This window comes from Pseudomonas alkylphenolica (assembly GCF_016009175.1).
In the GTDB taxonomy this organism is placed as follows: Bacteria; Pseudomonadota; Gammaproteobacteria; order Pseudomonadales; family Pseudomonadaceae; genus Aquipseudomonas; species Aquipseudomonas alkylphenolica_B.
The window spans coordinates 49,662-73,958 of sequence record NZ_JADUCM010000026.1; the positions used below are offsets into that span (position 1 = coordinate 49,662).

Sequence of the window (24,297 nt, forward strand, 5' to 3'; positions counted from 1 at the left end):
CCAACCCGGGCCACTGCGGTGGCCCTCCCGACTACATGGAGCGAATGCCATGAATGAAGAGCTTTTGAATGTCGTGGTACGCAAGCGCGTACTGCAAGGGGACGGCGTAGTCGTCCTCGACCTGACCCGTGCTGACGGGGCGCTGCTGCCAGCGTTTGCGGCCGGCGCCCATGTCGATATCCACCTGGCCCCGGGCCTGGTTCGCCAATACTCGCTGTGCAGCAACCCCAGCGATGTCAGTTGTTACCGCCTGGGTGTGTTGAAAGACCCGGCCTCGCGCGGCGGTTCGGTGAGTGTGCATGACATCCTGGTCGAAGGCCGTGAGGTGCAGATCAGTGCGCCCCGCAACCTGTTCCCGCTGGCCGACAACGCCCAGCGCTCGGTACTGCTGGGCGGCGGCATCGGCATCACGCCGATGATCGCCATGGCCTATGCGCTGCATGAGCGCGGCGAGGCGTTCGAGCTGCATTACTGTGGGCGCTCGCGCCGCAGCAGCGCCTTCTTGCAGGAACTGCAGGACGCGCCATTTGCCGAGCACGTGGTGACCCATTTCGATGACGAAGCACCCGAGCAGAAGCTCGACCTGGCCAAGGTGCTCGGTGCCGGTACAGCCGGTGTGCACATGTACACCTGCGGCCCGTCCGGTTTCATGGACTGGGTGATCGGCGGTGCCCGCGCGCAAGGCTATGCCGAGGACCACATCCACAAGGAATACTTCCAGGTCGAGGTGGATGCCAGTGGCGCCAGCTTCGAAGTGGTTGCCGCACGCAGTGGCAAGACCGTGGAAATTGCCGAGGGCCAGTCGATTCTCGATGCCCTGGCCAAGGTCGGCATCAAGATTGAAAAATCCTGCGAGCAGGGTGTGTGCGGTACCTGCCTGTGCGATGTGCTTGAAGGTGAGCCCGATCACCGTGACGTGTACCTGACCGACGAAGAAAAAGCCGGCAACGACCAGATTCTGGTGTGCTGCTCGCGCGCCAAGTCGAAAACACTCGTGCTGGACATTTGAGGAGAACGACCATGGTAGACCTGACCAGCTTTCGTAATGCAATGGCGATGCTCGGTGGTGCCGTTTCGGTCATTACCACCGACGGTGAGGCCGGCCGCTTCGGCTTCACGGCGTCGGCGGTGTGCAGCGTTACCGACTCGCCGCCCACCCTGCTGGTGTGCATGAACCGCGCGTCGCCTTCCAATGCCCAGTTCCAGGCCAACGCGGTGGTGTGTGTGAACGTGTTGGCCGCCACCCACCAGGAGCGTTCCGGTGCATTCTCCAACAAGGCGCTGAGCATGGATGAGCGCTTTGCGACGAGCTCGTGGACCTCCCTGGAAAGCGGTGCACCGGTGATGCTCGACGCGCTGGTGAACTTCGACTGCCGGATTGCCCAGGTGCACGAAGTGGGCTCGCACAGCATCTTCTACTGTGAAGTCCTGGCCATTCGCCACGGCGGTGCGGACGAAGGCCTGGTGTACTTTAACCGTGCCTACCACCGGCTTGGTCAGGCGTCCAAAGCCTGCTGAATCTTCTTACGTAGGAGCCAGGCTTGCCGGCGAACCAGGCTCCGCAGTGCCCTTGATGTACCGCGCCATCGTTTTTCGCGGGCAAGCCATCGACGTAGGAGCCAGGCTTGCCGGCGAACCGGGCACTGCGGTGCCCCTGATGCACCGCGTCATCGTTTTTCGCGGGCAAGCCTCGCTCCTACAGGTGGTGTCGACGTAGGCGCCGGGCTTGCCGGCGAACCGGGCGCCGCGGTGCCCCTGATGCACCGGGTTATCGTTTTCGCGGGCAAGCCACGCTCCTACAGGTGGTGTCGACGTAGGAGCCAGGCTTGCCGGCGAACCGGGCGCCGCGGTGCCCCTGATGCACCGCGTCATCGCTTTTCGCGGGCAAGCCACGCGTCTACAGGGCGATTTTAGAAGCTTTCCAGGTTGTGGAAGACGGTTTCCAGGGTCTTGTTGAAGCGCTCGACCTGGCTTTCGGTCAGGCCGGCAAAACTGCGCTTGAACAGCTCGCTGGTAACGCCTTGCATGCGCTCGATGGTCGCCAGCCCCAGCGGCGTGATGCACACCTGGGTGACACGGCCGTCTTCAGTGCTCTGGGCGGTATCGATCAGCCCGTCTTCCTTCATCCGGTAGACGATTTTGGTGATGGTCGACAGCTTGGCGATGGCGTGGGTCGAGATCTCGGAAATGCTCGACTGGCCATTCTGGTTGAGGATCCACAGGACGCGCCAGCGGGCGACATCCAGGTCCACCTTCTTGAGCAGCCGCTCCATGTTCTGGGTGTACTGGCCGTGTACGCGGGCGAGCCAGTAGAACGGAAAATCTTCTTTACGGAAGTCTTCGCTGGAGGGGTCGTAGCGGCTGTGGCGCTTCTTGGTCGGGCTCATAAATGACTGACTGAAGTAAGGGGTGCCCAATCATAGACTTTTCCCGTAATAAGGGCACCCCGAAATTGGCTGCGACCAAAGCGCACACATCGCTCTGGCTAGCCACTGTGCGTGTTTCGGCCGATAGTCCGCCAATCTAATGCGTGAATATTCAGTTGACTATTCATGTAAACAAAAGCAGCTTTAAGCATTATTGGCGCGCGGTGCGCGCGCCTGCGAACGAGGGGTGTGCAATGGCAATCGTGGTTGAGTCGTTGAACTTGGGGGGCAGCGGCCCCAGCGTGATGGTGAAAGACACCATCGACATCGCCGGATCACCGACCCGGGCGTCAAGCCGTGCCCTGGCGCAGGCCGAGCCTGCCGCGCAGCACGCCGACGTGGTCCAGCGCCTGCTCGATGCCGGCTGCCGGATTACCGGCAAAACCAGCCTGCATGAACTGGCCTTTGGCACTACCGGGATCAACCACTACACCGGCACTCCGGTGAACCCGCGCTTCCCGGCGCTGATTCCCGGTGGTTCGTCCAGCGGATCTGCTGCGGCGGTGGCCGCAGGGCTGGCAGATTTCAGCCTGGGTACCGATACCGGTGGTTCGGTGCGGGTGCCGGCCTGTTGCTGCGGGGTGTTCGGCTTCAAGCCGACCTTCGCACGGGTCAGCCGCCGAGGCGTCATGCCTGCCGCTACCACGCTCGATTGCGTAGGCCCGTTTGCAGCCACGCTACCGATGCTGATCACCGCGATGACCATCATCGATCCGGGCTTCACCCCGGCCCGTACCCCGGCCAGCGTCAAGGTCGGCGTGCTCAAGGTGCCGGCCAGCGCAGCGGTGGAGACCACGGTACAGGCTGCCTTGGACGCCAGCGGTCAGGTGCTGGAAGCGGTTGAATGCGCCGATTTCGAAGCGGCCTACAGTGCAGGCATGGTGATTATCAACCGTGAAACCCATGCCGCCTGCGGACATTTGCTGGCCGGCGGCAAGGTCGGCGCCGATATCGCCGGGCGCCTGGAGGCAGCCGGCAGCATGACGGACGCTGCCGTGGCAGACGCCGAGCACGTTCGCCAACGTTTCAGTGCACAAGTCGATGCGGCGTTGCAGCACTGCGACATCCTCGCGCTGCCGACCATGCCCGACGTGCCGCTGCGGGTCGAAGACGCCGCCGACACCCGCGCAGTGCTGGGCATGACGTCGTTGGTGCGGCCGTTCAACCTGTCCGGGCACCCAGCTGTGACCCTGCCGTTGACCAGCGCCCAGGGCCTGCCGGTCGGTTTGCAACTGGTGGGGGCCAAAGGCGCGGACGAAGCCTTGCTGGCAGCGGCGACCTTGCTGGTGCAGCGCATCGCAGAAAACCCGGGCCGTCCCCTGGAGGCTGGGCAATGAGCAGCCTTGAGGAACTGCAACAACGCCTGCAGCGCTTTGAATCCGAGCACGCCGTACGGGCCTGCATGAATCGCTACATGGTGCTGTGCGATGCCCTGGATGCCAACACCCCGCTGGATGAACTGGCAGGTCTGTTCACCCGTGATGCGGTGTGGGAAGGCAAGGGCGCCAAATACGCAAAAAGCTTTGGCGGCTACCGGGGGCGCGAGGCGATCCGCGCCATGTTCGCCACCTACATGCAGCCGCCGGCGCACTTCGCCCTGAACGTGCACTTCCTGACCAGCGAGCTGATCGACGTGGCGGGCGAGCAGGCAACCGGCAGCTGGGTGATGCTGCAAACCAGCACCTTCACCAACCAGGCCTCACACCTCAATGCCGCACGCTTGACGGTCCGCTTTGCATTTGAAGAGGGCCAGTGGCGCATGGCGCATTTCCAGACTGAAAACCTGTTCGGGCGGCCAACCAGCGCCTGGAACAGCGAGGCGCCGTTGCCGGTGCCCACTGCAACGACTCAACAAGAACAAGGTGAATTGCAATGACCGAAGTAGCGCTTCTCGACAGCGTGGTGACATTCCTGTCCAAACCGCTGGGCAGCTTTATCGATGGCGCCGCCGTTGTCGACGGGCAAGCCGGTGCGATCGACATCATCAACCCGGCCACCGAGCAGGTGATTGCCCGGGTTCAACAGGCTTCGGCCAGCCAGGTCGATGCGGCCGTCGCTGCCGCTTCCCGGGCGTTCCAGGGAAGCTGGGCACAGACCTCGCCGTACCTGCGCGGCGTGCTGCTGAACAAACTGGCCGATGCGATCGAAGCCCATGGCGAAGAACTGGCCCAGCTCGAAGCCTTGAACTCGGGCAAGGCCATCAACGTGGCCCGCGGCCTGGAAGTGGCGCAATCGGTGATCTTCCTGCGCTATTTCGCTGGCTGGACCACCAAGATCAACGGCGAAAGCATCACCCCGTCGTTGCCGTCGATGGCCGGCGAGCACTACACCGCGTTCACCCGGCGCGAGCCAGTGGGTGTGGTGGCCGGTATCGTGCCGTGGAACTTCCCGCTGCTGATCGCCGTGTGGAAACTGGGTTCGGCGCTGGCCACCGGTTGCACCATTGTGCTCAAGCCGAGCGAATTCTCGCCGCTGAGCCTGTTGCGGCTGGTGGAGCTGGCAAAAGAGGTGGGGCTGCCTGATGGCGCGATCAACGTCGTCACCGGGGCAGGCCAGGTGGGCCAGCAACTGACCGAGCACGCGGCGGTGCGCAAGGTGTCGTTCACCGGTTCAGTGCCCACCGGTATCGCCGTGGGTGCTGCCGCGATGAAGTCGAAGCTGACCCGCGTGACCCTGGAACTGGGGGGCAAGAACCCGGCCGCACTGCTGGCAGACGTCAACATCGATGAGATCATCCCCGGGTTGCTGATGACGGCCTTTACCCACCAGGGGCAGATCTGTGCATCGCCCGAGCGTATCTATGTACACCGCTCGCGCATCGACGAGCTGTCGGAAAAGCTCGGCGCGGCCCTGGCTTCAATGAAAATCGGCTCGCCACTGGATGAAAGCGTGCAGTTCGGCCCGCTGGCCAACAAGGCGCATTACGACAAGATCGTCGGTTACTTCGCGCGCATGGGCGAGGGCAACCAGGTGGTGACGGGCGGGAATACGGTGGGCGAGAAGGGTTATTTCGTCCAGCCTACCTTGCTGCGCACCACCAACCCCGACGACCTGTTCCTGACTGAAGAAACCTTCGGGCCGATCGTCTGCCTGATGCCGTTCGACACCGACGAAGAGCTGCTCGAGTTGCTCAACGACACGCCGTATGGCCTCGGTGCAAGCCTGTGGACCAACGACCTGTCCAAGGCCTTGCGGATGATTCCGCGCATCGAGTCGGGCACGGTCTGGGTCAACATGCACACCTTCCTCGATCCTGCCGTGCCGTTTGGTGGCAGCAAGTCGTCCGGGATCGGCCGTGAATTCGGCAGCGCCTTCATCGAGGCGTTCACCGAATTGAAGTCGGTGATGATCCGTTACTGATCCGTTTCCAGCCCGCCCGGCAGCGGCGTGACAGCAAGGCTTCTCATTGCCGCTCACGCCACGCCGGCCGGGCCCTCTGCCTTTGGTCGCGAGCCTTCGGAAACACCCCCAAGCGGCGCAAATGCGGCCAATTTGGGATAGCCGCAGGGCAGGGCGAAGCCTAGCATCGCACTTAGCCTGAAGGTCATAACAATAACTCGCCGCAACGCTCTGTGTGCAAGAGCGAAGCGGCTTTAAATCCCGCGAAGACTGCCTCATAAAACAAGGTATAAAAACATGAGCGAATCCCTGCGCGACGGCTCCTCCACGGAGCTGCGGCGTGGCAGCCTTGGTGTTGCCATGATCATCTTCTTTGTGCTGTCGGCGGCCAGTCCGCTCAGCGTACTGGCCGGTGGTTTCCCTATTGGCATGATGCTGGGTAATGGCGCGGGAACGCCTGCTTTACTGCTTGGAACCCTGGTGGTGCTGCTCTGCTTTGCTGCGGGCTATACCCGCATGGCCAGCCATATCACCCATGCCGGTGGCTTTTACGCCCTGATTTCCCGTGGCCTGGGTGGCCTGGCCGGTGGCGCCGCCGGGATGCTCGCCATGGTTGCCTACAATGTGCTGCAAGCTGGCATGTACGGTTTGTTCGGCGCCATTGTCGCCGGCACCCTGGCCGAAGTGTTCGGCATCAGCCTGCCCTGGTGGGTGTGTTCCGCCGTCGCCCTGGGGCTGATTGCCTGCCTGGGTTACCGCAACATCGACCTGTCGGCGCGGGTGCTGTCGATCACCGTGATCGCCGAGTACGTTGCGGTGCTGGTGCTGGACGTGGCGATTCTTGGCAGTGGGGGCGCGCACGGTGTCAACGCCGATGCCTTCACGCCGGCGCACATCACCAGTGGCAACCCGTCCATTGGCCTGCTGTTCTGCTTTGCGGCCTTTATCGGCTTTGAAGCGTCGACGCTGTACAGCGAAGAAGCCAAGGACGCCAAGCGCACCATTCCCAAGGCCACCTACCTTTCGGTGTTGCTGATCGGCGGCTTCTACACCCTGTCGCTGTGGGCGATGGTCGTCGGCGCTGGCGCGGATGACCTGGTCAGCACATTGCAGGCGTTGCAGGATCCGACCACCTTCCTGTACGCCTTGTCTGACCAGTACGTAGGCGCAGGCTTGACCAATACCATTCGCCTGTTGTTCGTGGCCAGTCTGTTTGCCGGGTTGCTGGCGTTCCATAACGCTGCTGCGCGCTACTTCTTCGCCATTGGCCGTGACGGCCTGCTGCCGGCCAAGCTGGGCACCACCCACCAGAAACACCAGAGCCCGCACCTGGGGTCCGGTCTGCAGTCGCTGATCGCCGCCAGCATCCTGGCCGTATTTGCCCTGGCAGGTGCCGACCCGGTACTGCAACTGTTCTCCTGGTTCTCGAACGTGGCCACCCTGTGCCTGATTCTGCTGATGGTGCTGACATCGCTGGCGGTCATCGGCTTCTTCAAGTCCAACCCGCACCTGGCCGACAGCCGGCTCAAATGTTTCATCCTGCCGGCGCTCTCCGGCGTGGCGCTGCTCGCTGTGTTGATCACTGCGGTCATTCACTTTGACGTGCTGACCGGTGCAAGTACCACGCTTTCGCTGGCGCTGTGCACCATTGTTCCGGTGGCCGCGCTACTGGGCATCGGACTGGCTGCACGCCTGCGCAGCGTTGCTCCCCTAAGGTTCAGCGGCCTGGGTAACCACGCCGCCTGAAGCGCAGCGCGCATCGGTCCGTCGTGGGCCGATGCGCGGCTCAAGTAACGGCCAGCCACCACTCGCATCATTCTGTCGTCAGGATTTCTTACCATGTCTTCGCGTCTTGCTCTGTGCGGCATCGCCGCAAGTATTGCTGTGTCCGGTGCTTTTCAAAGCGCCCAGGCAATTCCCCTGGTCGACACGCCGGATACGCATGTCAGCTTTGAAGGGTTGGCCGCGTACGGGCTGTTCAACAGCCGTAAAAACTACGATGGAACCGAGGGTGGTTCGCATTGGCGGGAAGGCTTCATCAAGTACGGGGTCAAGGCCGACACCGCCCTGGGTAACGCCGGTTCCGCCTACAGTGGTTTTGCCATGGTGTCTTCCGGTACCTGGGGTGACGGTGACGCGGGGGGCTTCACCGACGGCAGCGAGCGCACCACCAAGATCGAAGATGCCTACCTTGGCTGGCGCTCCGGTGATGCCTTCGCGCCGCTGGGCAAGGACGGTGTCGACCTGTCGTTCGGCCGCCAGATCTTCAAGGCCGGCCAGGGCTTTTTGATCAACGACGACGGCCCCAACCTGGGCAAGGGCCTGGCCGACGGCGACCTGAACCGTGGTGGTGCGTACTATCTGGGGGCACGGCATGCCTTTGACCGCACCGCCGTGGTTCGCCTGGGCGGTGATCAGGGCTTGCACGGCAGTGCGGCCTGGCTCAAGTCCGACAACCGCGCCCAGGCCGAAACCGAGCTGGCCGTTGGTACCCTGGAGTACACCCAGCCCGTCGGCACCCTCGGCCTGACCTACATCCACGGCATCGACGTGGTCGACCAGTGGGCCAGCGAGTTCCAGCAGCGCCGCGACGGCATGGATGTCTACAGCCTGCGCGGTGAGGGCAATGCCGGTATCGAAAACGCCAGCTTTGGCTTTGAATATGCCGTTGAAGACGCCAAGGGCGATCAGGAAACCGCCTGGTACGCCGAAGCGGGCTACCGCTTTGCCGATGTTGTCTGGGCCCCGAGCATCACCGCCCGCTACACCCGCTATTCGCAGAACTGGGACCCGCTATTCACTGGCTACAGCACCGGTTACGGCACCTGGTTCCAGGGTGAGGTAGCGGCCAACTACGCCGGGCCGTTCAACAGCAACACCGAAATCAAGCACCTGGCGCTCAAGGCCAATCCACTCGAAAACCTCACCCTTGGCGTGTTGTATTTCAACTTCAACACCCTGGGCGCGCGCAGCCAGCTCAACCTGGATGCAGACGAACTTGACCTGTATGCCGAATGGGCGGTTTCGCCCAACCTGATCATTACACCGCTGGTGGGCCTGTACCAACCGGACCGCGCGCTGGGTACCGGTGGCAATCAGTCAAACGGCAACGGCACCAACGTCTACAGCCAGCTGACCGTAGCGGTACCGTTTTAACGGCTACGCAGGACGACGCAGGACGGTCGCCGGCATTCGACCGTCCGTCCTCGGTAGATGAGTGGTTGGTAAGGGGAAGGACTTTTGGCCTGTAGCTTGCTTACAACTTGTTACAAGTAAATAACAGGTGGTAACGATGGCGATGTTTGCCCAGATGAAAAGCTTTGACGATGTACATTTGCACGCCGGTGCGATCGTGGGGTGGCAGCAAACCTACGATCAATTGAGCACCGGGCACGTGCAAACCGTGCTGAAACACGTCACCGGCGAACGTTTCCAGATATTTCAAGAGTCCCTGAACAAGCGCGTGGTCCAGCGCGGCGTCGCGCCCTTGGGCAGGTTGTGCCTGGCCATGCCCAAGTGCGGTGGTGAGTTGGCAGTGTTTCAGGGCAAGAGCCTGGGTACTGAAAGTGTCACGCTTCTTCACAGTGGCCAGGAATTTTTTGTGCAAGCGGCAGAGGGTATGGACCTGCTGGCGATCACGGTAGAAGCCTCTCGTCTGGAAAATCTCGCGGCCCGGGAGTTTTCAGACAGCGAAATGCGTCGCCTGGCGCGGGTCTCACGCCTGGAGTTGCGTCAGGACGTACTGCACGCCGTGCGCAAGCGCTTGGAAGATGTAGTCATCGCCGCGCTGCAAAACCAGTTCATGCCGGAAAACCTGCTCGAAGACCTGACCCTGGAATGCATGCTGGATTTGCTCGATCACCGGGTAGAGGGTGAAGAGGGTCGTTCAGGCAACCACATGGTCAGTGCTTACCTGGTCAAGCAAAGTCAGGAACTGGCGCTGGCTCACAATGATGAGCCCATTTCGGTGCTGGAATTATGCGAGCGCCTGAACGTGAGTCGACGCACCTTGCAACGCAGTTTTCAAAGCGTGACCGGCTTGCGGCCGGTGGAGTACCTGCGGTCAGTCAGGCTCAACGCCGCCCGCCGGCGACTGCGCATGACCTGTGCCAATGAAGTGACCGTGGCCCGTATTGCCAGTGATTTCGGTTTCACTCACCTGGGGCATTTTTCCGGTTATTACAAAGCGCTGTTTGGTGAGCACCCGTCGGAAACGCCCCGTCATTAAGCGGCTGCGCGCGATTGCATGAGCCGCTGTGTGTACGCCCCCTGGGTGATGCGCTGCTGATAGTCGTGGGGCGTGGTACTCACAAGCTTTTTGAAGTCGCGCAGAAAATGCGATTGATCGGTAAAGCCAAGCTCCATCGCCAATTCCGAAAATGACAGATCCTGTTCACTGTTGATCGACTGCAGCGCCGCCTGGCAGCGGATGATCCGGCAGAACGCCTTGGGTGTCATGCCCGTGTCCTGGGTAAACTGCCGGTGAATGGTGCGGGTGGTATAGCCACTGCGTTCTTCGAGTTGCTGAATGCGGATATCACCTCTGTGTGCAAGCACGGTCTGGATCACCGACGTGGTCAGGCCCGTGGTTTTACGCAAAGCATCAGGAACCAGGCAGCGCTCGAAAACCTTCATTTGTTCACTGAGCACAGGGGTTTTAATCACTTCGTCGAAAAACTGCCGGGCCAGTGGCGTCACCTCCAGCAAGTCGAGCTCGTGCTCGGTCAGTTCTTCAGCCAGCGCATTGATAAAACCCGGAATGACTCCCGGGGTAAATCGCACACCAAAATAATGGTGATTCTCCAGCAGTTCTACTTGCCTGGCTTGTAAGGGGGTGCCGCATACCCGTGCGGTGGGCCGCGTACTGTCACAATCCACGACAATATCCACACAGCCGTCGGGTATCGCCAACATGACATTGGTGGACTGGGCTACATCCAGCGCATAAAAATGCGAAATGGCCGGGTGCGCGGATGCTATTACCGAATACTGCGAGGAATTCAATACAAACCAAGGCTGTTCACAGGTGGTGAAAAGCGCCGAGTTGCTATGCACTTTTTGCATAAGCTGGACCTACCGCTGAACTTCTTATTATTAGGCAGCGACCGCACCCTTAAATTGGATCGGCGGGCCACTCATGTCCGAAATATACAATACCCGCAAAGTGGGCTCCGTATACTGAACCCCTATGTTGATGGAACAACCAGGCGATTAAACCTGAGGGGAGGGCGTGTCCGTGCGCTTTCTCGGGATTGTATCATTTCAGTCTGAGAAAAATTATGTCCAATAATACAAAAATTGATTTTATCTACCTTTCTGAGCAAGACATGATCCGTGCCGGCGTGACCGACATGGCCGGCTGTGTCGATACAATGGAAGAGATGTTCGGCTTGCTGTACGAAGGCGACTACCGTATGGCCGGGCCTAATAATGATTCGCATGGCGCGATGGTCACTTTCCCCGAAAGCTCGCCGTTTCCAAAGATGCCAAAACCGACGGCCGACCGTCGCTTGATGGCCATGCCGGCGTACTTGGGCGGTAACTTTTGCACCGCCGGGGTTAAATGGTATGGCTCGAACATCGCCAACCGCGAAAAAGGCCTGCCGCGTTCCATCCTGATGTTCACCCTTAATGACCCGGACACCGGTGCACCGCTTGCGCACATGTCGGCAAACTTGCTGTCCGCCTACCGCACCGGCGCTATTCCAGGGGTTGGCGCACGTCATCTGGCGCGCAAGGATTCCAAGGTTGTAGGCCTTCTGGGCCCCGGTGTCATGGGCAAAACCACCCTTGCCGCGTTCGTTGCAGTGTGCCCGCAAATCGACACCATCAAGATCAAAGGGCGCGGCCAAAAGAGCCTCGACGACTTCATTTCCTGGTTGGAAGAAACCTATCCGCAAATCGTCAACATTCATATTGTCGATACGCTGGAAGAAGTCGTGCGTGATTCTGACCTGGTCACTTACTGCAGTTCGGGTGCCACCGGTGACCCGCTCACTTATCCAGTTGTCAAGCGCGAATGGGTCAAGCCAGGTGCCTTCATGGCAATGCCTGCAAGTTGCCGTCTGGACGACGGAATGGAACAACCCGACATTCGCAAAGTGCTGGACAACACCGGTCTTTATCACGCCTGGTTTGAAGAACTGCCCAAGCCTGCCCATAACTGCGTGCCTGTAATCGGTGTGCGTTTCATGGACATGCTTGCCGAAGGAAAGTTGACCGAAGACGAACTTGAAGATATCGGAAAGATCATTGTTGGTGAGGCGCCAGGGCGTAAAAATGATGAAGAAATCATCATTATGTCGGTAGGTGGAATGCCCGTCGAAGATGTCGCCTGGGGCACTGTTGTATACCGCAATGCAATCGAAAAAGGCATTGGCGTGAAGCTCAACTTGTGGGAAGCCCCGGTACTCAGCTAATACGTTTTAGTTAATTAAAAGGAATGCAAAACATGACCGAAGTCATCAAGCTTAAAACCGGTTCGAAGTACGAAGAGATGGGCAGCTACTCACGTCTGGTGGCTGTCGATAACTGGATCTATGTCTCCAATACTGCCGGGCGCAACCCTGAAACCAAGTTGATCTCGGAGGATGTCATCGAGCAGACCCACCAGGTGTTCAGCAACATCGAGGCAGCGCTCAAGGCCGTGGATTCCAGCCTCGCCGACGTGATCTGCTCACGCGTATTCATTCAGAACCCGGACGATGTAGCTGCTGTCATGACCCTGATTGGCGAGAAGTTTCGCGGTATTGACCCGGCGAGCACCATTACCTGTCCGCCATTGGGCTCGACGATCTACAAGGTCGAAGTGGAAGTCACGGCGTACCGCAATGCCGCGCGTGCCAATGTAGTGAAGATCAACCTGCCACTGTAACGCCAAGATCGAACTGCTCTCCCGTTCGCCTGTTTTAACACTTTGTAAGTCGAGTCTTTGTCATGGCCCCCACTATTGCCTCTGTGCAAACTTCAAGCGTATTTCCGTCGTCCACGTCGGTTGTGATCATTGGCGGTGGAATCATTGGTTTGACCGCGGCGTTGGCCTTGGCTGAGCGCAACATTCCAGTGGTGGTGCTGGAAAAAGGCCGACTGGCGGGAGAGCAGTCTTCGCGCAACCTGGGCTGGGTACGTAAAACCAGCCGCCACGCCGAAGATATTCCCCTGGCGCAGGCTTCCGATCGCCTGTGGGCGCAAATGCCGGAGCGGGTAGGGGCGGATGTTGGTTACCGTCAAGCCGGCATCATGTTTGTCGGTCGCACTGAAAAACAGATGGCCATGCATGAGGGCTGGCTGAAATCGGTCGAAGCGCTTTCGCTGGATTCGCACTTGCTCAGCAAGCGTGAAATCGACAGCCTGGTGCCCGGTGGCAAAGGCAACTGGGCCGGCGGTATCTACACGCCTTCCGATGGCCGTGCCGAACCGACCCTGGCTTCCAGTGCCATTGCCAAGGCAGCGATTGCCAAGGGCGCTCTGATATTTGAACACTGCGCCGTGCGCACACTGGTTACCACCGCGGGCAAGGTCAGCGGTGTCGTCACCGAAAAAGGCGAGATCCGTTGCGACCAGGTGTTGCTGGCCGGCGGTGCGTGGTCGCGGCGTTTTCTCGGCAACCAGGGCATTGCCCTGCCAACGCTGCCGCTGGTGTGCTCGGTATTGCGCACCAAGCCGATGCAGGGGCCAACCGACATTGCCGTTGGCGCGCCGGACTTCTCGTTTCGCAAGCACAAGGATGGCGGTTTCATCATCACCCAGCGGGGCAAGCTTGATGCTTTCCTGACCCTGGACCATTTGCTGCTGGGCACCCAGTACCTGCCGGCGTTTCGCGCGCAACGCGATTTTCTCCAGGTATCGCTCGGCAAACCCTTCTTCAAGGACCTGGCCCTGGCACGCCGCTGGAAGGCGGCGAACGTGTCGCCGTTCGAGCGGGTGAGGGTGCAGGACCCGCAGGCCAACGCCTTGCTCAACAACGAGGCGATGACCAACCTCAAGGCCGCCTGGCCGGTGTTCGAGCAGGCACAGATCGAACAGGCCTGGGCGGGCACCATCGACGTAACCCCCGATTCGATTCCGGTGATCGGACCGGTCGCCCAGCTGCCGGGGCTTACCCTGGCTACCGGTTTCTCCGGTCATGGCTTCGGTACGTCGCCTGCGGCCGGGCAACTGGCGGCCGACCTGGTATCGGGGCACTCGCCGATCATCGATCCGGCACCTTACCGGTTTGAACGCTTTGCCGGTTGATCCCGTCAGCGCGGAAACAACAGCGTGACGGCCATGCGAAAGCCCCAGCCTTGTGGCCCGTCCGCTGCTCTGTCCAGCCAGTAGCGCGGGCCCGCCTGCACGGTGAGCGGATGGCCGCTGATCTTGAGCAGTTGAGTCACCGTGAGGTTGACCGGAACCGACCACTCCTTTAACTGCCAGTCGTACGTGGCTTCAGTGTTGATGCCATAAGTGGTGAGGGCGGCAGTGGTATACGACAGAAAGGGTTGCAGGAAGGTCTGGTTGACTTTCTCCTTGTCGTCGGGGGGACTGCCGTTCAGGCCCCACAGGTGATTGGCCAGAATGCCGTGGGTCCAGCCATGTTCCTGCTGTAACGCCACCACCGTCGGGCCCACGGCCCATTGCTTGTTGCTGAGCAGATCATCACTGCCGGTCGGTATCAGCAAGGCCGGGCCAGCGCCGAGAATCCAGCCGCTGTCTGTCGGCTTGCGTGGCGAAAAGAAGAAGCTCTGGGTGATATCACCGACACCGGATTTGTCCGCCGCGCCGTCAGGGGCAAGCCCGTGCTGATCGATCACGGGCAGGATGGTGCGTGAGATAAGGTTCCAGTCTTCATTCAGGGTAAATGGCAGCACCGGCTGGATATTGGTGACGCTGTGCATGCCTTCATGGCTGGGGCCCATTTTCTGGTCCCAGTTGTATTGCACCGGCAGGCTGTACATGGCCGCAACCGGGTTGAGTGCCTGCTTGGCCAGTTCTGCTGAGTCCTGGGCTGGCGCCATGCTGCTGTAGGCAACGGCTGTCGTTGCCATCCAGATGAAAGGGTACCGGCGTCGGTGCAGGTTCAAAGGAGCGACTCCTTGGCGACAATGAGGGCGGGCGCAACACACAAGCCAGACCAAGACTAGCCGACGTTTCCGGCACAGACGACATTGCGTCGCGTGTGCGCTGGCCCGCGCTCCTCATTGCAGCACCTGCGAAGGGTTTGCGCTGCTGGTCAGGGCGAAACCACCTCGACGGCAGGGAAGCTGTATCCGCCGGCCTGTACGGCTTTGCTCGGGCCGTACATGCGCAGGATGATGTAGGTGTCCTTCTCCGGGATCGGCAGGTAGTTGGGATTGCTGGCATCGCCCTTGGCGGCCAGTTCAACGGTGTAGGTGCCGTCCGCATCGGGCTTCAGGGTGCGGTCGCCGCGGCTGTGGCGATTGAGGCTGTTGTGCGCCATGAAGCGGTTGTCGGTGCCGTACACGGTGAAGGACCAGAATTCACTGACCTCCGGTGCCTTGAAGTGCATGCGATAGGTTTTGCCATTGGCGCCGTTGATGGCTTTGCCATCACTGCCTTTTACCGCTTGCAGGTACACGGTTTCGTCAGGCGGCAGCCCCCACTGGCCGAGGTAGGTGCCTTCGGCAAACAGGTCACGCGGGCCTTCGCCCAGTTGCGCGCGGGTGCCGAGCAATTTGCCGGCGTCTTTCATCGTCGGCGCCAGTTCCTTGATGTGCTGCATGCCCAGCGCCTCGCCTTTTTTGGCGGCGGCCAGCTGGTCGTTGCTGAAGTCTTGCTTGCACGGCGCCAGGCCAATCGCCTTGTACTGATCCAGCCATTGTTTATCGGCCTTGGCCATGCTGCCGTCACACAGCACGAAGTTCACGCGCTGCAGCCAGGTGCTCTTTGCCGGGTCAAGGTAGGCGCGCTGCCTGGCCTTGGGGCCGGGCACGCCCAGGTACGCCGACAGCGTGCGCACGTTCCAGTCGTCCATGTAGTTCAGTGCGGTTTTCTCGTCGTCAGGCCCGGTGGCCATGATCCGCCCCATCAGCTTCACCAGGTTGGAGTCAACGCGGATCACCTCGTCGACGCTGCCCGGTACCTCACCTTTCCAGTCCTGCGCGGCGAACATGAAATGCCCGCCTTTGTTGCCCCGGGTGCGCGAGCCGATCATCGAGGTGGTGTAGTGGCCCATGTCCATGGTGTGCAGGATCCAGTAACGGCCCTTGTCCATGTCCGGCACGCTGACGATCACAGGTTCCGCGGCGACGTCGAGCCAGCCCATCAGGTGCAGGGTGTCGTTGTTGATGGTCGGGTGGTCGGTGTAGGTGTCGTCGGCCAGGTGGCGAATGTTCTGAAAGCGGTTGAGCGGGGTGTCGGTCTTCACCGCCGTTTCGTAAAAGAACTTGTAGGCCTCATCGATGGAGTAGCCGTAGGTGTAAGCGTCGGTGGCCAGGGTGTCGGGCAGTTGGGCAAACGCGGGCAGGGCCAGGGTGAGCAAAGACAAGGCAAACATGTTTTTCTTCATGACAATTCCTGATGGCAGGCAGCGTGCTTTTTTTTAGTTACCACCGGATTTCGCGTGAAGTAAAGGTCGCTAAGCCCAAGGGCACGGCATATTTTTGACTGACGTGAAATGAGAAAAGCATGACGTAAAAAGCCAATAAATTCCCCCGCGCCTGGCCAAGACTGAAAGCCCCAATAACAACACTGCAACCGGCGTTTTGCCGAATGTGGGAGGTTCACATGCGAGCACTGCTCATCATCGGTCTGGGCGCCGCCAAGCTGGTAGGCGCCGTCAGTATTGTCCCGGCATCCACAGCGTCTGCGGCGAGCGTGGGCGCAGTGCATAAACCTGCCAGCTACGGCGCGATCTTCAAGCAGTTCTGACGGGCCTCGCGCTACCGCTGTCAATCAAGGAATAACAATAATGAACGTTGCCACTCGACTCCTGCGCAGGTGCGCAGCCGCCGCATTGACACTTGGCATTGCCGGCATGCCGACGCTGCTGCTGGCTGCAGACAAACCCAATATCCTGGTGATCTTCGGCGACGATATCGGCATCACCAATATCAGTCATTACAGCCACGGCATCATGGGCTACCAGACCCCCAACATCGACCGCCTGGCGCAGGAAGGCACGATGTTCACCGACTACTACGGTGAGCAGAGCTGCACTGCCGGCCGTGCCGCGTTCATCACCGGCCAGCATCCGGTGCGCACCGGCCTGACCAAGGTCGGCGTGCCCGGTGCCCCGGTAGGCATCCAGAAGCAGGACCCGACGCTGGCGGAACTGCTCAAGCCGTTGGGCTATGCCACGGGGCAGTTCGGCAAGAACCACCTGGGCGATCGCGACGAGTTTCTGCCGACCAATCATGGTTTTGACGAGTTCTTCGGCAACCTCTATCACCTCAACGCCGAAGAAGGCCCGGAAGACCCCGACTGGACCCGTGATCCGGCCATCGACAAGCTGATTCGTCCGCGCGGGGTGATTCACAGCCTGGCCGACGGCAAGATCGAAGACCTCGGCGCGCTGAACAGCAAGCGCATGGAAACCATCGATGAGGAATTCCTCCAGGCCTCGATGAACTTCATCGACAAAGCGGCCAAGGCCGACAAGCCGTTCTTCGTCTGGTTCAACTCGAGCCGCATGCATTACTACACCCACCTCAGCGACAAGGTCGTGGGCAAATCCGGGCAGGGCTTCTATAACGACGGCATGGTCGAACATGACGGTCATGTCGGGCAGTTGCTCAAGCAACTCGATGACCTCGGGATCGCTGACAACACCATTGTGTTGTACACCACCGACAACGGCGTGCACTTCAACCAATGGCCGGACGCCGGCATCACGCCGTTCCGGGGCGAGAAGAACACCAACTGGGAAGGCGGCTTCCGCGTGCCGGCCATTGTGCGCTGGCCTGGCCATTTCAAGGCGATGAAGGTGTCCAACGACATCATGTCCAGCCAGGACTGGGTACCTACCTTGATGGCGGCAGCTGGTGTACCTGATGTGAAAGAGCGGTTGCTCAATGGTTACCAGGCAGGTGACAAGTCGTTCAAGGTGCACCTGGACGGCTACAACTTCCTGCCGTATCTGACGGGGCAGGCGCCGAGCGGGCCACGCAAGGACTTCTACTACTTCAGTGATGACGGCCAGTTGCTGGGCATGCGCGATGGCGACTGGAAGGTGGTGTTCGCCGAACAACGCGCGCAGCGTTTCGATGTCTGGCGCGACCCGTTTGTGCAGCTGCGCATTCCCAAGGTGTTCAACCTGCGCCGCGATCCTTACGAACGCGCCGACACCGACTCCAACAGCTACAACGTCTGGTGGGACAAGAAAGTGGCGGTGGTTGCACTGCCAGCGATGATCCGCGTGCAACAGTTCCTCGGCACCTTCAAGGCGTTCCCGCCGCGTCAGCGTCCGGCCAGTTTTACCGTGGACCAGATGCTCGAAAAATTCATGCGCTATCAGGAACAGGGTGGCTGACTTCAGCGACTGACCGCTTGACCTGACAACGGCCCGCCGGCATTGCCGCAGGGGGCCGTTTTCGTTTTTGTGGGTGTTATGCGCTGACGGCAAATGACAAAACCATGGCGGCAAATGTCAATTTCTTGGGCGGGCCCGACCGCAGTATGGAGGCGTTGACACACAACCCCGAAACCGCCTGTAAGAGGACAATAATAATGGCTATGCCCACCCCGGTTTTCGACCATAAAGAACTGCTGACCCTCAACACCCACGAGATGCCGATCTACCGCGACGCCATGGCGCCGCATTTCCCCGGCGTCGACGTGCAGCCGCTGTACCTTGATCCCAACCTGGGCATCTGGACCCTGCGGGTGATCTTCCAGCCCGGCGTGCGCCTGCCTTGCCACTACCACACCGGCCCGGTGCATTTCTTCACGCTCTCCGGCAAATGGAACTACGTCGAATACCCGGACCAGCCACAGACCGCCGGTAGCTACCTGTACGAGCCAGGTGGCTCGATCCACACCTTCAGCGTCCCTGCAGACAACACCGAACCGACCGACACCGTCATGGTGGTTCACGGCGCCAACATCAACTTCGACCAGGACGGTAACTACGTCAACGTCATGGATGCCACCGACATTATCCAGATCATTGATCGCCTGGTGAAAGAGCGCGGCCTGGAACCGGCCCGCTACATTCGCCCGGGGCAAGCCGGCTACACCATTGGCTGACCTGCGTGGACGGGTGTAACCGCGCCCGTCCTTCATGACCGTGACTGGAGAGTGCTCGATGAGCCATCCCGCTATGCCGACCGGTGCCCAGGGGCAAAGCCCCGACGTGCCGCGTTCGGTTTTCATTACCGGTGCCAGCGGTTTTATCGGCCAGGCCCTGGCGCGCCGCTACCGGGCGCTGGGTGCCGAGGTGCGGGGCATGGACCTGCGCGCCGACCCGGCCAACAACGTGGTTGCCGGCGACCTGACCCGGCCGCAGCAGTGGGCCGAACATGCCCGCGGCTGTGAACTGTTCATCAACACGGCGGCCGTGGTGTCGCTGGCGGCGCCCTGGAAGCTGTACCGCGACGTGTCGGTGCGTGGCGTGCGCAACTGCCTGGACGTCGCCATCAGCAGTGGCGCGAAACGCTTTGTGCAGTTTTCCTCGATTGCCGCCCTGGGCTGGCAGTACCCGGAGCAGGCCACCGAGCGCTGCGACGTGGTGATCGGCGAGCAGTACCGTTACGGCGTCGCCAAAGGTGCCAGCGAGCACATGGTGCTGGCAGCGCACGCGGCCGGTGAGATCGACTGCACCATCGTCAGGCCCGGGGATGTTTACGGCCCCGGCTCGCGCGCCTGGCTCAGCGAACCGCTGAAGATGGCCAAGGCCGGCGCGCTGATCCTGCCCGATGGCGGTAAAGGGCGCTGGACACCGGTGTACATCGACGACCTGCTCGACGGTGTGATGCTGGCGGCCGGCCTGGCCCAGGCCAGCGGGCAGATCTTCCACATCAGTGCCGCGCAATCGGTGAGTTGCCAGCAGTTCTTCAGCAACCACTGGCGCTGGGCCGGGCGCTCCGGCTCGCCACGCAGCCTGCCGCTGTGGCTGGCGGTCACCCTCACGCATGGCCTCTGGTACCTGAACCGCAAATTGGGGCGGGCCAACGAAGTGACGCCGGACACCATGTACATGTTCTCCCGCACCGGGGGCATTTCCATCGAAAAAGCGCGGAACCTGCTGGGTTATGCGCCGAAGGTCAGCCTGGAGGAAGGACTACGCCGTTCCGAGGCCTGGCTGCGCGAAGTCGGCCAGTTGCACTGATCGTTACACGCCGCCGCTTCAGGCGGCTTACCCCTGAATTCGGAGAAACTCCATGAAAGCCGTTGTCATGCGTGACCAACAGTTGCAGGTTGATTCGATTGCAAGCCCGGTACCCGGGCAGGGCGAGGTGCTGGTCAAAACCCTGGCGTGCGGTATTTGCGGCTCGGACCTGCACATGTTCCACCATTGCGAGCATGTACTGGCCAACTTCAAACGCGGCAACATTCCGATCGCGTTCGATGCCCGCCAGGACCTGGTGTTTGGTCATGAGTACTGCGCCGAGATTCTCGATCACGGGCCGGGTAGCGACAAGAAGCTCAAAGTGGGTACCCGCGTCTGTTCGTTGCCCTTTGTGATCACCCCGCAGCAGTTCCATCACATCGGTTTTTCCAACCGCTACCCCGGTGGCTACGGTGAACAGATGGTGCTCGCCGAGCAGATGTTGCTGCCGGTGCCGGGCGATCTGCCGGCAGAACTGGCGGCGTTGACCGAGCCGCTGACTGTGGCCGCCCATGCGGTAAACCGGGCGCGCCTCGATGGCAGCGAAGTACCGGTGGTGATCGGTTGCGGGCCGATTGGCCTGGCGATGATCGCCATTCTGAAATCGCGCGGCATCGGCCCGGTGGTAGCGGCAGATTTCAGCGCCGGGCGACGGGCGCTGGCCGAGAAAATGGGCGCGGATGTCGTGGTCAACCCGGCGGAGCAGTCACCTTACACCTCCTGGCTGCAAGTTGCGGCACCCGAAGGCTACGACATCAACGGCCCGATGGCGCTGCTGGGGCTCGGCCCGCAACCGCGGCCGTGTGTGGTATTCGAGTGCGTGGGAGTGCCAGGGCTGATCCAGCAGGTACTGCAGAATGCGCCGCCGCGCTCGCGCCTGATCGTTGTCGGGGTGTGCATGGAAAGCGACCGGATCGAGCCGCTGATCGGTATCGGCAAGGAAATGAACGTGCATTTCTCCTTCGGCTACACCGGCGAGGAGTTCGCTCAGACCTTGTACGCACTGGCCGACGGCACTCTGGACGGGGCACCGATGATCACCGAGCGGGTGACGCTGGACGGGGTAAGCGCTGCCTTTGAAGCACTGGCCCAGCCCGACCTGCACGCGAAGATCATGCTCACCTACACGTAAGCATCGCCCGGGCCAATAGCGCGCAATTGGTTGCGCCGCTGGCGCGGAGAAGTGCCATACCAGCGCCGGCAAGCGCGGTTGAACGAACTTTGTTCGGCATAACCGAGCAGGCCGGCGATTTGCGCCATGGGCATCTGCGCTTCACTCAGGTAGAGGTCGGCCAGCTCGCGCCTCACCGTTTCGACCATGTCCTCGTACACCTGATCCTGTTCAGCCAGGCGCCGTTGCAGCGAGCGCTCGCGCATGCCCAACTGCTCGGCAATCAGTGGCAGGGCGCAGCGCTGCGTTGGCAGCAGGCGGCGGATGGCGTCTTCGACCTGGCTGTGAATCCCCATCGCGTTCGCCGCGTCCAGACTGCTGACGTAATCCATCATGGTGTCGTGCAGTTGGCGGTTGTGCTGGTCGATCGGCTTGCTCAGGTGTTCGGGCAACAGTACCAGCGCGTTCTGCGCCTGGCCGAAGTAGGTGCGTGCCCCGAAAAAGCGCTGATAGCGGCCCTGCGGCAAGCGCGCCTCGGTGCGTGAATGCACCGAATGCGGGCGAAAGCCCGGCCCGAAGAGCATCTGCAGCACTTTGAACATGACCCCCAGCGACAGCTCGATGATCTGTGTCTGGCGAGGGGCAGGGCGCAGGCGCAATTCATAGATCAGGTGGTGGCGCCCCGGGTCGATCTCGCTGTCCAGGTACACCAGCACCCCAGGGCTGTAGGTGTGCAGGAAGCGCACTGTCTCGTTCAATGCCTCGCCGACATCCCGCGCGTTCTGCGCAACCACCGCTATGGGCCCCAGAATCATGATGCTCTGGCGCTCTGCCAGGCGCAGACCGAAATCCACGCACTTCAATTGCTCGGCGCACAGTTCAAGGAGGTTGATCATCGCCCGGTAGGGGATCACCGCACCGCTTTTGTCGAGCGTTTTCGGGTCGATCTGCAGCTGGCGCAGCAACTGGTCGGGGTCGCCGCCCAGGTCGCGCACCAGCGCGGGGAAACCCGTGAGCGACGTGGTTCTGATCAAGGCTGTCATAGGCAGTTCTTTCTTATTGTTGTTCAACAGGATAACGCCCTGCAGTTTTACCTCATGTCGAGATGAAATTTCGACATCTGGCAGCAAATGACAAATTCCTGACAGCAGCAGACAAATGATTCTGTGTCGCCTGTGGGCATTCTTGCGCAAACCAACAAGAACGCTCACCCCGCAAACCAGTCCCGGATTTGCGTGGCAAGGGCGGTGCCGGAGACGCGCATGCACTACAACACTGACGCTGTTCGTTGTGTCCTCAAGCCCCTGGTTGCAGCGATGGCCCTGGCATCTGCCGGGGCGGCCAACGCGCTGCCTTTCCAGATGGAAAATGGTTGGGAAGGCGAGTGGAACACAACGCTATCGGTCGGCTCTCAATGGCGGGCCGAGGGCCAGGACAATGACCTCTACAGTGCTGCCAACGGCGCACTGGTGGGAAAATCGGGGGGCACTGGCGGTTCGGTAGACGGGGGTAACCTGAACTACGACAAAGGTGACCGGTTCTCCACCATCGGTAAATTCGTCACCGACCTGTCGCTGCGCAACGGCGACCTCGGTGGCCTGGTGCGGGTCAAGGGCTGGTACGACTACGCACTCAAGGACGAAGACGTCAATTTCGGCAGCGCCTCCAACGGCTACCGGAAAAAGCCGCTCAATGACGACGGCTACGCCGACCTGCAGAAATTCAGTGGCCTGTACCTGCTCGATGCCTACGTCTACAACACCTTCTACATGGACGAAACCCCGGTTCAGGTGCGTCTCGGCCGGCAGGTGGTGAACTGGGGCGAAAGTATCTTCATCCAGGGTATCAACCAGATCAACCCGCTGGACGTGCCGGCGCTGCGCCGGCCGGGCACCGAGCTCAAGGAAGCACTGATTCCGGTGTGGATGGGCTACCTCAACATCGGCCTGCCAGCGGGCATATCGATGGAGGCGTTCTACCAGCTCAAGTACGAGAGCACCGCCATCGAAGGCTGTGGTCACTACTGGTCGGTCACTGAAAGCGCCATCGGCCAGGACTTTGGCGATTGCCAGCTGGGCACCTTCCTGGGCGGCACCAACCCGTCGTCGCCGGACAAGATCGCTGCCGGTGCCTACCTGCCGGAAGTGAAAGGCAAGGACCCGCACGACAGCGGGCAGTGGGGCGTGGCCTTCCGCTTGCCAGTCGATGCGCTGGATGGCGAGCTGGGCCTGTACTACCTGAACTACCACTCGCGTACCCCTTACCTGGGCATGCGCAGCACCGACTCTGCCGCCTTGTCCGAGTTCCCCAATGGCGGTACGCCGGGCGCCGTCGCGCACAACGCCGCCGGCCAGTTCGTCGGCCCGAGCTGGGAGTACCCGGAAGACATTCGCCTGTTCGGCTTGAGCTTCACCACCACCCTCGGTGGCTGGTCGATCGGCTCGGAGCTCAGCTACTCACCGAACCAGCCGGCGCAGATCAACGGTGCCGACCTGCTCAACGGTGCTCTGGCCGGCATCGGCCCGGCCGCCAACCTGCTGCAGCAGGTGAAACTGCAAAGCTCGCCCTTTACCGCCGGATGGGATCGCTTCGAGAAGACCCAGTTGCAGGTCAACGGCGTCAATGTGTTCCCCAACGTGCTCAAGGCCGACAACCTGACGGTAGTCGCCGAAGTCGGTTTCCAGTGGAACAGCACGCCGCAGGATGAAGGCGACCGCCGCTACGGGCGCGGCTTCATCTACGGGCTGGGTTCGTCATCGACCATTCCGGCCGGCGGCAACACCTGCAGCAGCCCGGTGCCAAGCCTGGTCAATGCAAGCCCGGCCGGTTGCAAGAACGATGGCTATGTCACCGACTTTGCCTGGGGTTATCGCCTGCGCGCGCAACTGGATTACAACAACTTCCTTGGTACCAGCGTGACCACATCGCCCTACGCCTTCCTCGGCCAGGACGTTGACGGGGTGTCGATGGATGGCCAGTTCAACGAAGGCCGTGTCACCTCGGCCGTGGGTGTGACCTTCGATTACAACAAGCAGCACAAGCTCGACTTCAGCTACGTCAGTTTCGACAACAGTGCCGAGTACGACCCGCTGCACGACCGTGATTTCTACGCCGCAAGCTACAGCTACAGCTTCTAAAAGAACAACAAGAGGTTA

22 protein-coding genes are annotated in these 24,297 nt (G+C 61.0%); 17 read left to right on the forward strand and 5 right to left on the reverse strand.

Annotation, left to right across the window (positions count from 1 at the left end):
- Window positions 1-49: 49 nt before the first annotated feature.
- Window positions 50-1,009, forward strand: coding sequence for a PDR/VanB family oxidoreductase (locus I5S59_RS19715; protein WP_197878118.1), 960 nt, complete (start codon window positions 50-52; stop codon window positions 1,007-1,009).
- A gap of 11 nt (window positions 1,010-1,020) precedes the next feature.
- On the forward strand, window positions 1,021-1,518 hold the full coding sequence (locus tag I5S59_RS19720) for a flavin reductase (protein ID WP_197878119.1): 498 nt from the start codon (window positions 1,021-1,023) through the stop codon (window positions 1,516-1,518).
- Between the two features lie 392 nt (window positions 1,519-1,910).
- On the opposite strand, the gene I5S59_RS19725 is transcribed toward I5S59_RS19720, so the two are convergent.
- A complete protein-coding gene (locus I5S59_RS19725) occupies window positions 1,911-2,387 on the reverse strand; it encodes a MarR family winged helix-turn-helix transcriptional regulator (protein WP_128325473.1) in 477 nt (158 codons plus the stop codon).
- A gap of 233 nt (window positions 2,388-2,620) precedes the next feature.
- Here I5S59_RS19725 and I5S59_RS19730 point away from each other — a divergent pair, with 233 nt between their 5' ends.
- The 6 genes from I5S59_RS19730 (at window position 2,621) to I5S59_RS19755 (ending at window position 9,993) form a co-directional block, all read left to right on the forward strand.
- Window positions 2,621-3,763, forward strand: a complete 1,143-nt coding sequence (locus I5S59_RS19730; RefSeq protein ID WP_197878120.1) for an amidase — start codon at window positions 2,621-2,623, stop codon at window positions 3,761-3,763.
- Window positions 3,760-4,302, forward strand: a complete 543-nt coding sequence (locus I5S59_RS19735; RefSeq protein ID WP_197878121.1) for a nuclear transport factor 2 family protein — start codon at window positions 3,760-3,762, stop codon at window positions 4,300-4,302. Before I5S59_RS19730 ends, I5S59_RS19735 begins: the two co-directional genes overlap by 4 nt.
- Window positions 4,299-5,786 carry an aldehyde dehydrogenase family protein gene (locus I5S59_RS19740; RefSeq protein WP_197878122.1) on the forward strand — a complete coding sequence of 496 codons (1,488 nt, stop codon included), beginning with the start codon at window positions 4,299-4,301 and terminating at the stop codon, window positions 5,784-5,786. Before I5S59_RS19735 ends, I5S59_RS19740 begins: the two co-directional genes overlap by 4 nt.
- Window positions 5,787-6,062: 276 nt before the next feature.
- Window positions 6,063-7,511, forward strand: coding sequence for an APC family permease (locus I5S59_RS19745; RefSeq protein WP_197878123.1), 1,449 nt, complete (start codon window positions 6,063-6,065; stop codon window positions 7,509-7,511).
- 93 nt (window positions 7,512-7,604) lie between these two features.
- Window positions 7,605-8,921 carry a hypothetical protein gene (locus tag I5S59_RS19750; RefSeq protein ID WP_197878124.1) on the forward strand — a complete coding sequence of 439 codons (1,317 nt, stop codon included), beginning with the start codon at window positions 7,605-7,607 and terminating at the stop codon, window positions 8,919-8,921.
- 136 nt (window positions 8,922-9,057) lie between these two features.
- Complete coding sequence (locus I5S59_RS19755; RefSeq protein WP_232239868.1) at window positions 9,058-9,993, forward strand: helix-turn-helix domain-containing protein; 936 nt, start codon at window positions 9,058-9,060, stop codon at window positions 9,991-9,993.
- Here the strand turns inward: I5S59_RS19755 and I5S59_RS19760 are convergent.
- The gene (locus I5S59_RS19760) at window positions 9,990-10,829 is read right to left on the reverse strand and encodes an AraC family transcriptional regulator (protein WP_197878125.1); all 840 of its coding nucleotides are present in this window, start codon (window positions 10,827-10,829) and stop codon (window positions 9,990-9,992) included. The genes I5S59_RS19755 and I5S59_RS19760 overlap by 4 nt on opposite strands.
- Window positions 10,830-11,044: 215 nt before the next feature.
- On the opposite strand from I5S59_RS19760, the gene I5S59_RS19765 reads away from it, so the two are divergent.
- From I5S59_RS19765 to I5S59_RS19775, 3 genes are all read left to right on the forward strand, one after another.
- Complete coding sequence (locus I5S59_RS19765; RefSeq protein WP_197878126.1) at window positions 11,045-12,184, forward strand: tyramine oxidase subunit B; 1,140 nt, start codon at window positions 11,045-11,047, stop codon at window positions 12,182-12,184.
- A gap of 32 nt (window positions 12,185-12,216) precedes the next feature.
- Window positions 12,217-12,639, forward strand: a complete 423-nt coding sequence (locus I5S59_RS19770) for a RidA family protein (protein ID WP_197878127.1) — start codon at window positions 12,217-12,219, stop codon at window positions 12,637-12,639.
- 62 nt (window positions 12,640-12,701) lie between these two features.
- Window positions 12,702-14,000, forward strand: a complete 1,299-nt coding sequence (locus I5S59_RS19775; protein ID WP_197878128.1) for an NAD(P)/FAD-dependent oxidoreductase — start codon at window positions 12,702-12,704, stop codon at window positions 13,998-14,000.
- A gap of 5 nt (window positions 14,001-14,005) precedes the next feature.
- Here I5S59_RS19775 and I5S59_RS19780 read toward each other — a convergent pair whose 3' ends face one another.
- Both I5S59_RS19780 and I5S59_RS19785 read right to left on the reverse strand, forming a co-directional pair.
- Window positions 14,006-14,791, reverse strand: a complete 786-nt coding sequence (locus I5S59_RS19780) for a transporter (protein ID WP_197878143.1) — start codon at window positions 14,789-14,791, stop codon at window positions 14,006-14,008.
- Window positions 14,792-14,976: 185 nt separating this feature from the next.
- Window positions 14,977-16,272: a DUF1254 domain-containing protein gene (locus I5S59_RS19785; RefSeq protein ID WP_197878129.1), complete on the reverse strand. Its 1,296-nt coding sequence runs from the start codon at window positions 16,270-16,272 to the stop codon at window positions 14,977-14,979.
- Window positions 16,273-16,490: 218 nt separating this feature from the next.
- On the opposite strand from I5S59_RS19785, the gene I5S59_RS19790 reads away from it, so the two are divergent.
- The 5 genes from I5S59_RS19790 to I5S59_RS19810 all read left to right on the forward strand — a co-directional run bounded on the left by I5S59_RS19790 (window position 16,491) and on the right by I5S59_RS19810 (window position 21,163).
- Entirely contained in the window at window positions 16,491-16,634 is a 144-nt protein-coding gene (locus I5S59_RS19790) for a hypothetical protein (protein WP_197878130.1), read from the forward strand.
- Between the two features lie 40 nt (window positions 16,635-16,674).
- Window positions 16,675-18,234 carry an arylsulfatase gene (locus tag I5S59_RS19795; protein ID WP_420066462.1) on the forward strand — a complete coding sequence of 520 codons (1,560 nt, stop codon included), beginning with the start codon at window positions 16,675-16,677 and terminating at the stop codon, window positions 18,232-18,234.
- 197 nt (window positions 18,235-18,431) lie between these two features.
- Window positions 18,432-18,950: a 2,4'-dihydroxyacetophenone dioxygenase family protein gene (locus I5S59_RS19800; protein ID WP_128325462.1), complete on the forward strand. Its 519-nt coding sequence runs from the start codon at window positions 18,432-18,434 to the stop codon at window positions 18,948-18,950.
- 58 nt (window positions 18,951-19,008) lie between these two features.
- On the forward strand, window positions 19,009-20,031 hold the full coding sequence (locus I5S59_RS19805; protein ID WP_197878131.1) for an NAD-dependent epimerase/dehydratase family protein: 1,023 nt from the start codon (window positions 19,009-19,011) through the stop codon (window positions 20,029-20,031).
- Between the two features lie 52 nt (window positions 20,032-20,083).
- Complete coding sequence (locus I5S59_RS19810; protein ID WP_197878132.1) at window positions 20,084-21,163, forward strand: zinc-binding dehydrogenase; 1,080 nt, start codon at window positions 20,084-20,086, stop codon at window positions 21,161-21,163.
- On the opposite strand, the gene I5S59_RS19815 is transcribed toward I5S59_RS19810, so the two are convergent.
- Window positions 21,154-22,185, reverse strand: coding sequence for an AraC family transcriptional regulator (locus tag I5S59_RS19815; RefSeq protein WP_197878133.1), 1,032 nt, complete (start codon window positions 22,183-22,185; stop codon window positions 21,154-21,156). The two genes, I5S59_RS19810 and I5S59_RS19815, sit on opposite strands and share 10 nt — an antisense overlap.
- A 219-nt stretch (window positions 22,186-22,404) precedes the next feature.
- Here I5S59_RS19815 and I5S59_RS19820 point away from each other — a divergent pair, with 219 nt between their 5' ends.
- Window positions 22,405-24,279: a DUF1302 domain-containing protein gene (locus I5S59_RS19820; protein ID WP_197878134.1), complete on the forward strand. Its 1,875-nt coding sequence runs from the start codon at window positions 22,405-22,407 to the stop codon at window positions 24,277-24,279.
- Window positions 24,280-24,297: the final 18 nt, after the last annotated feature.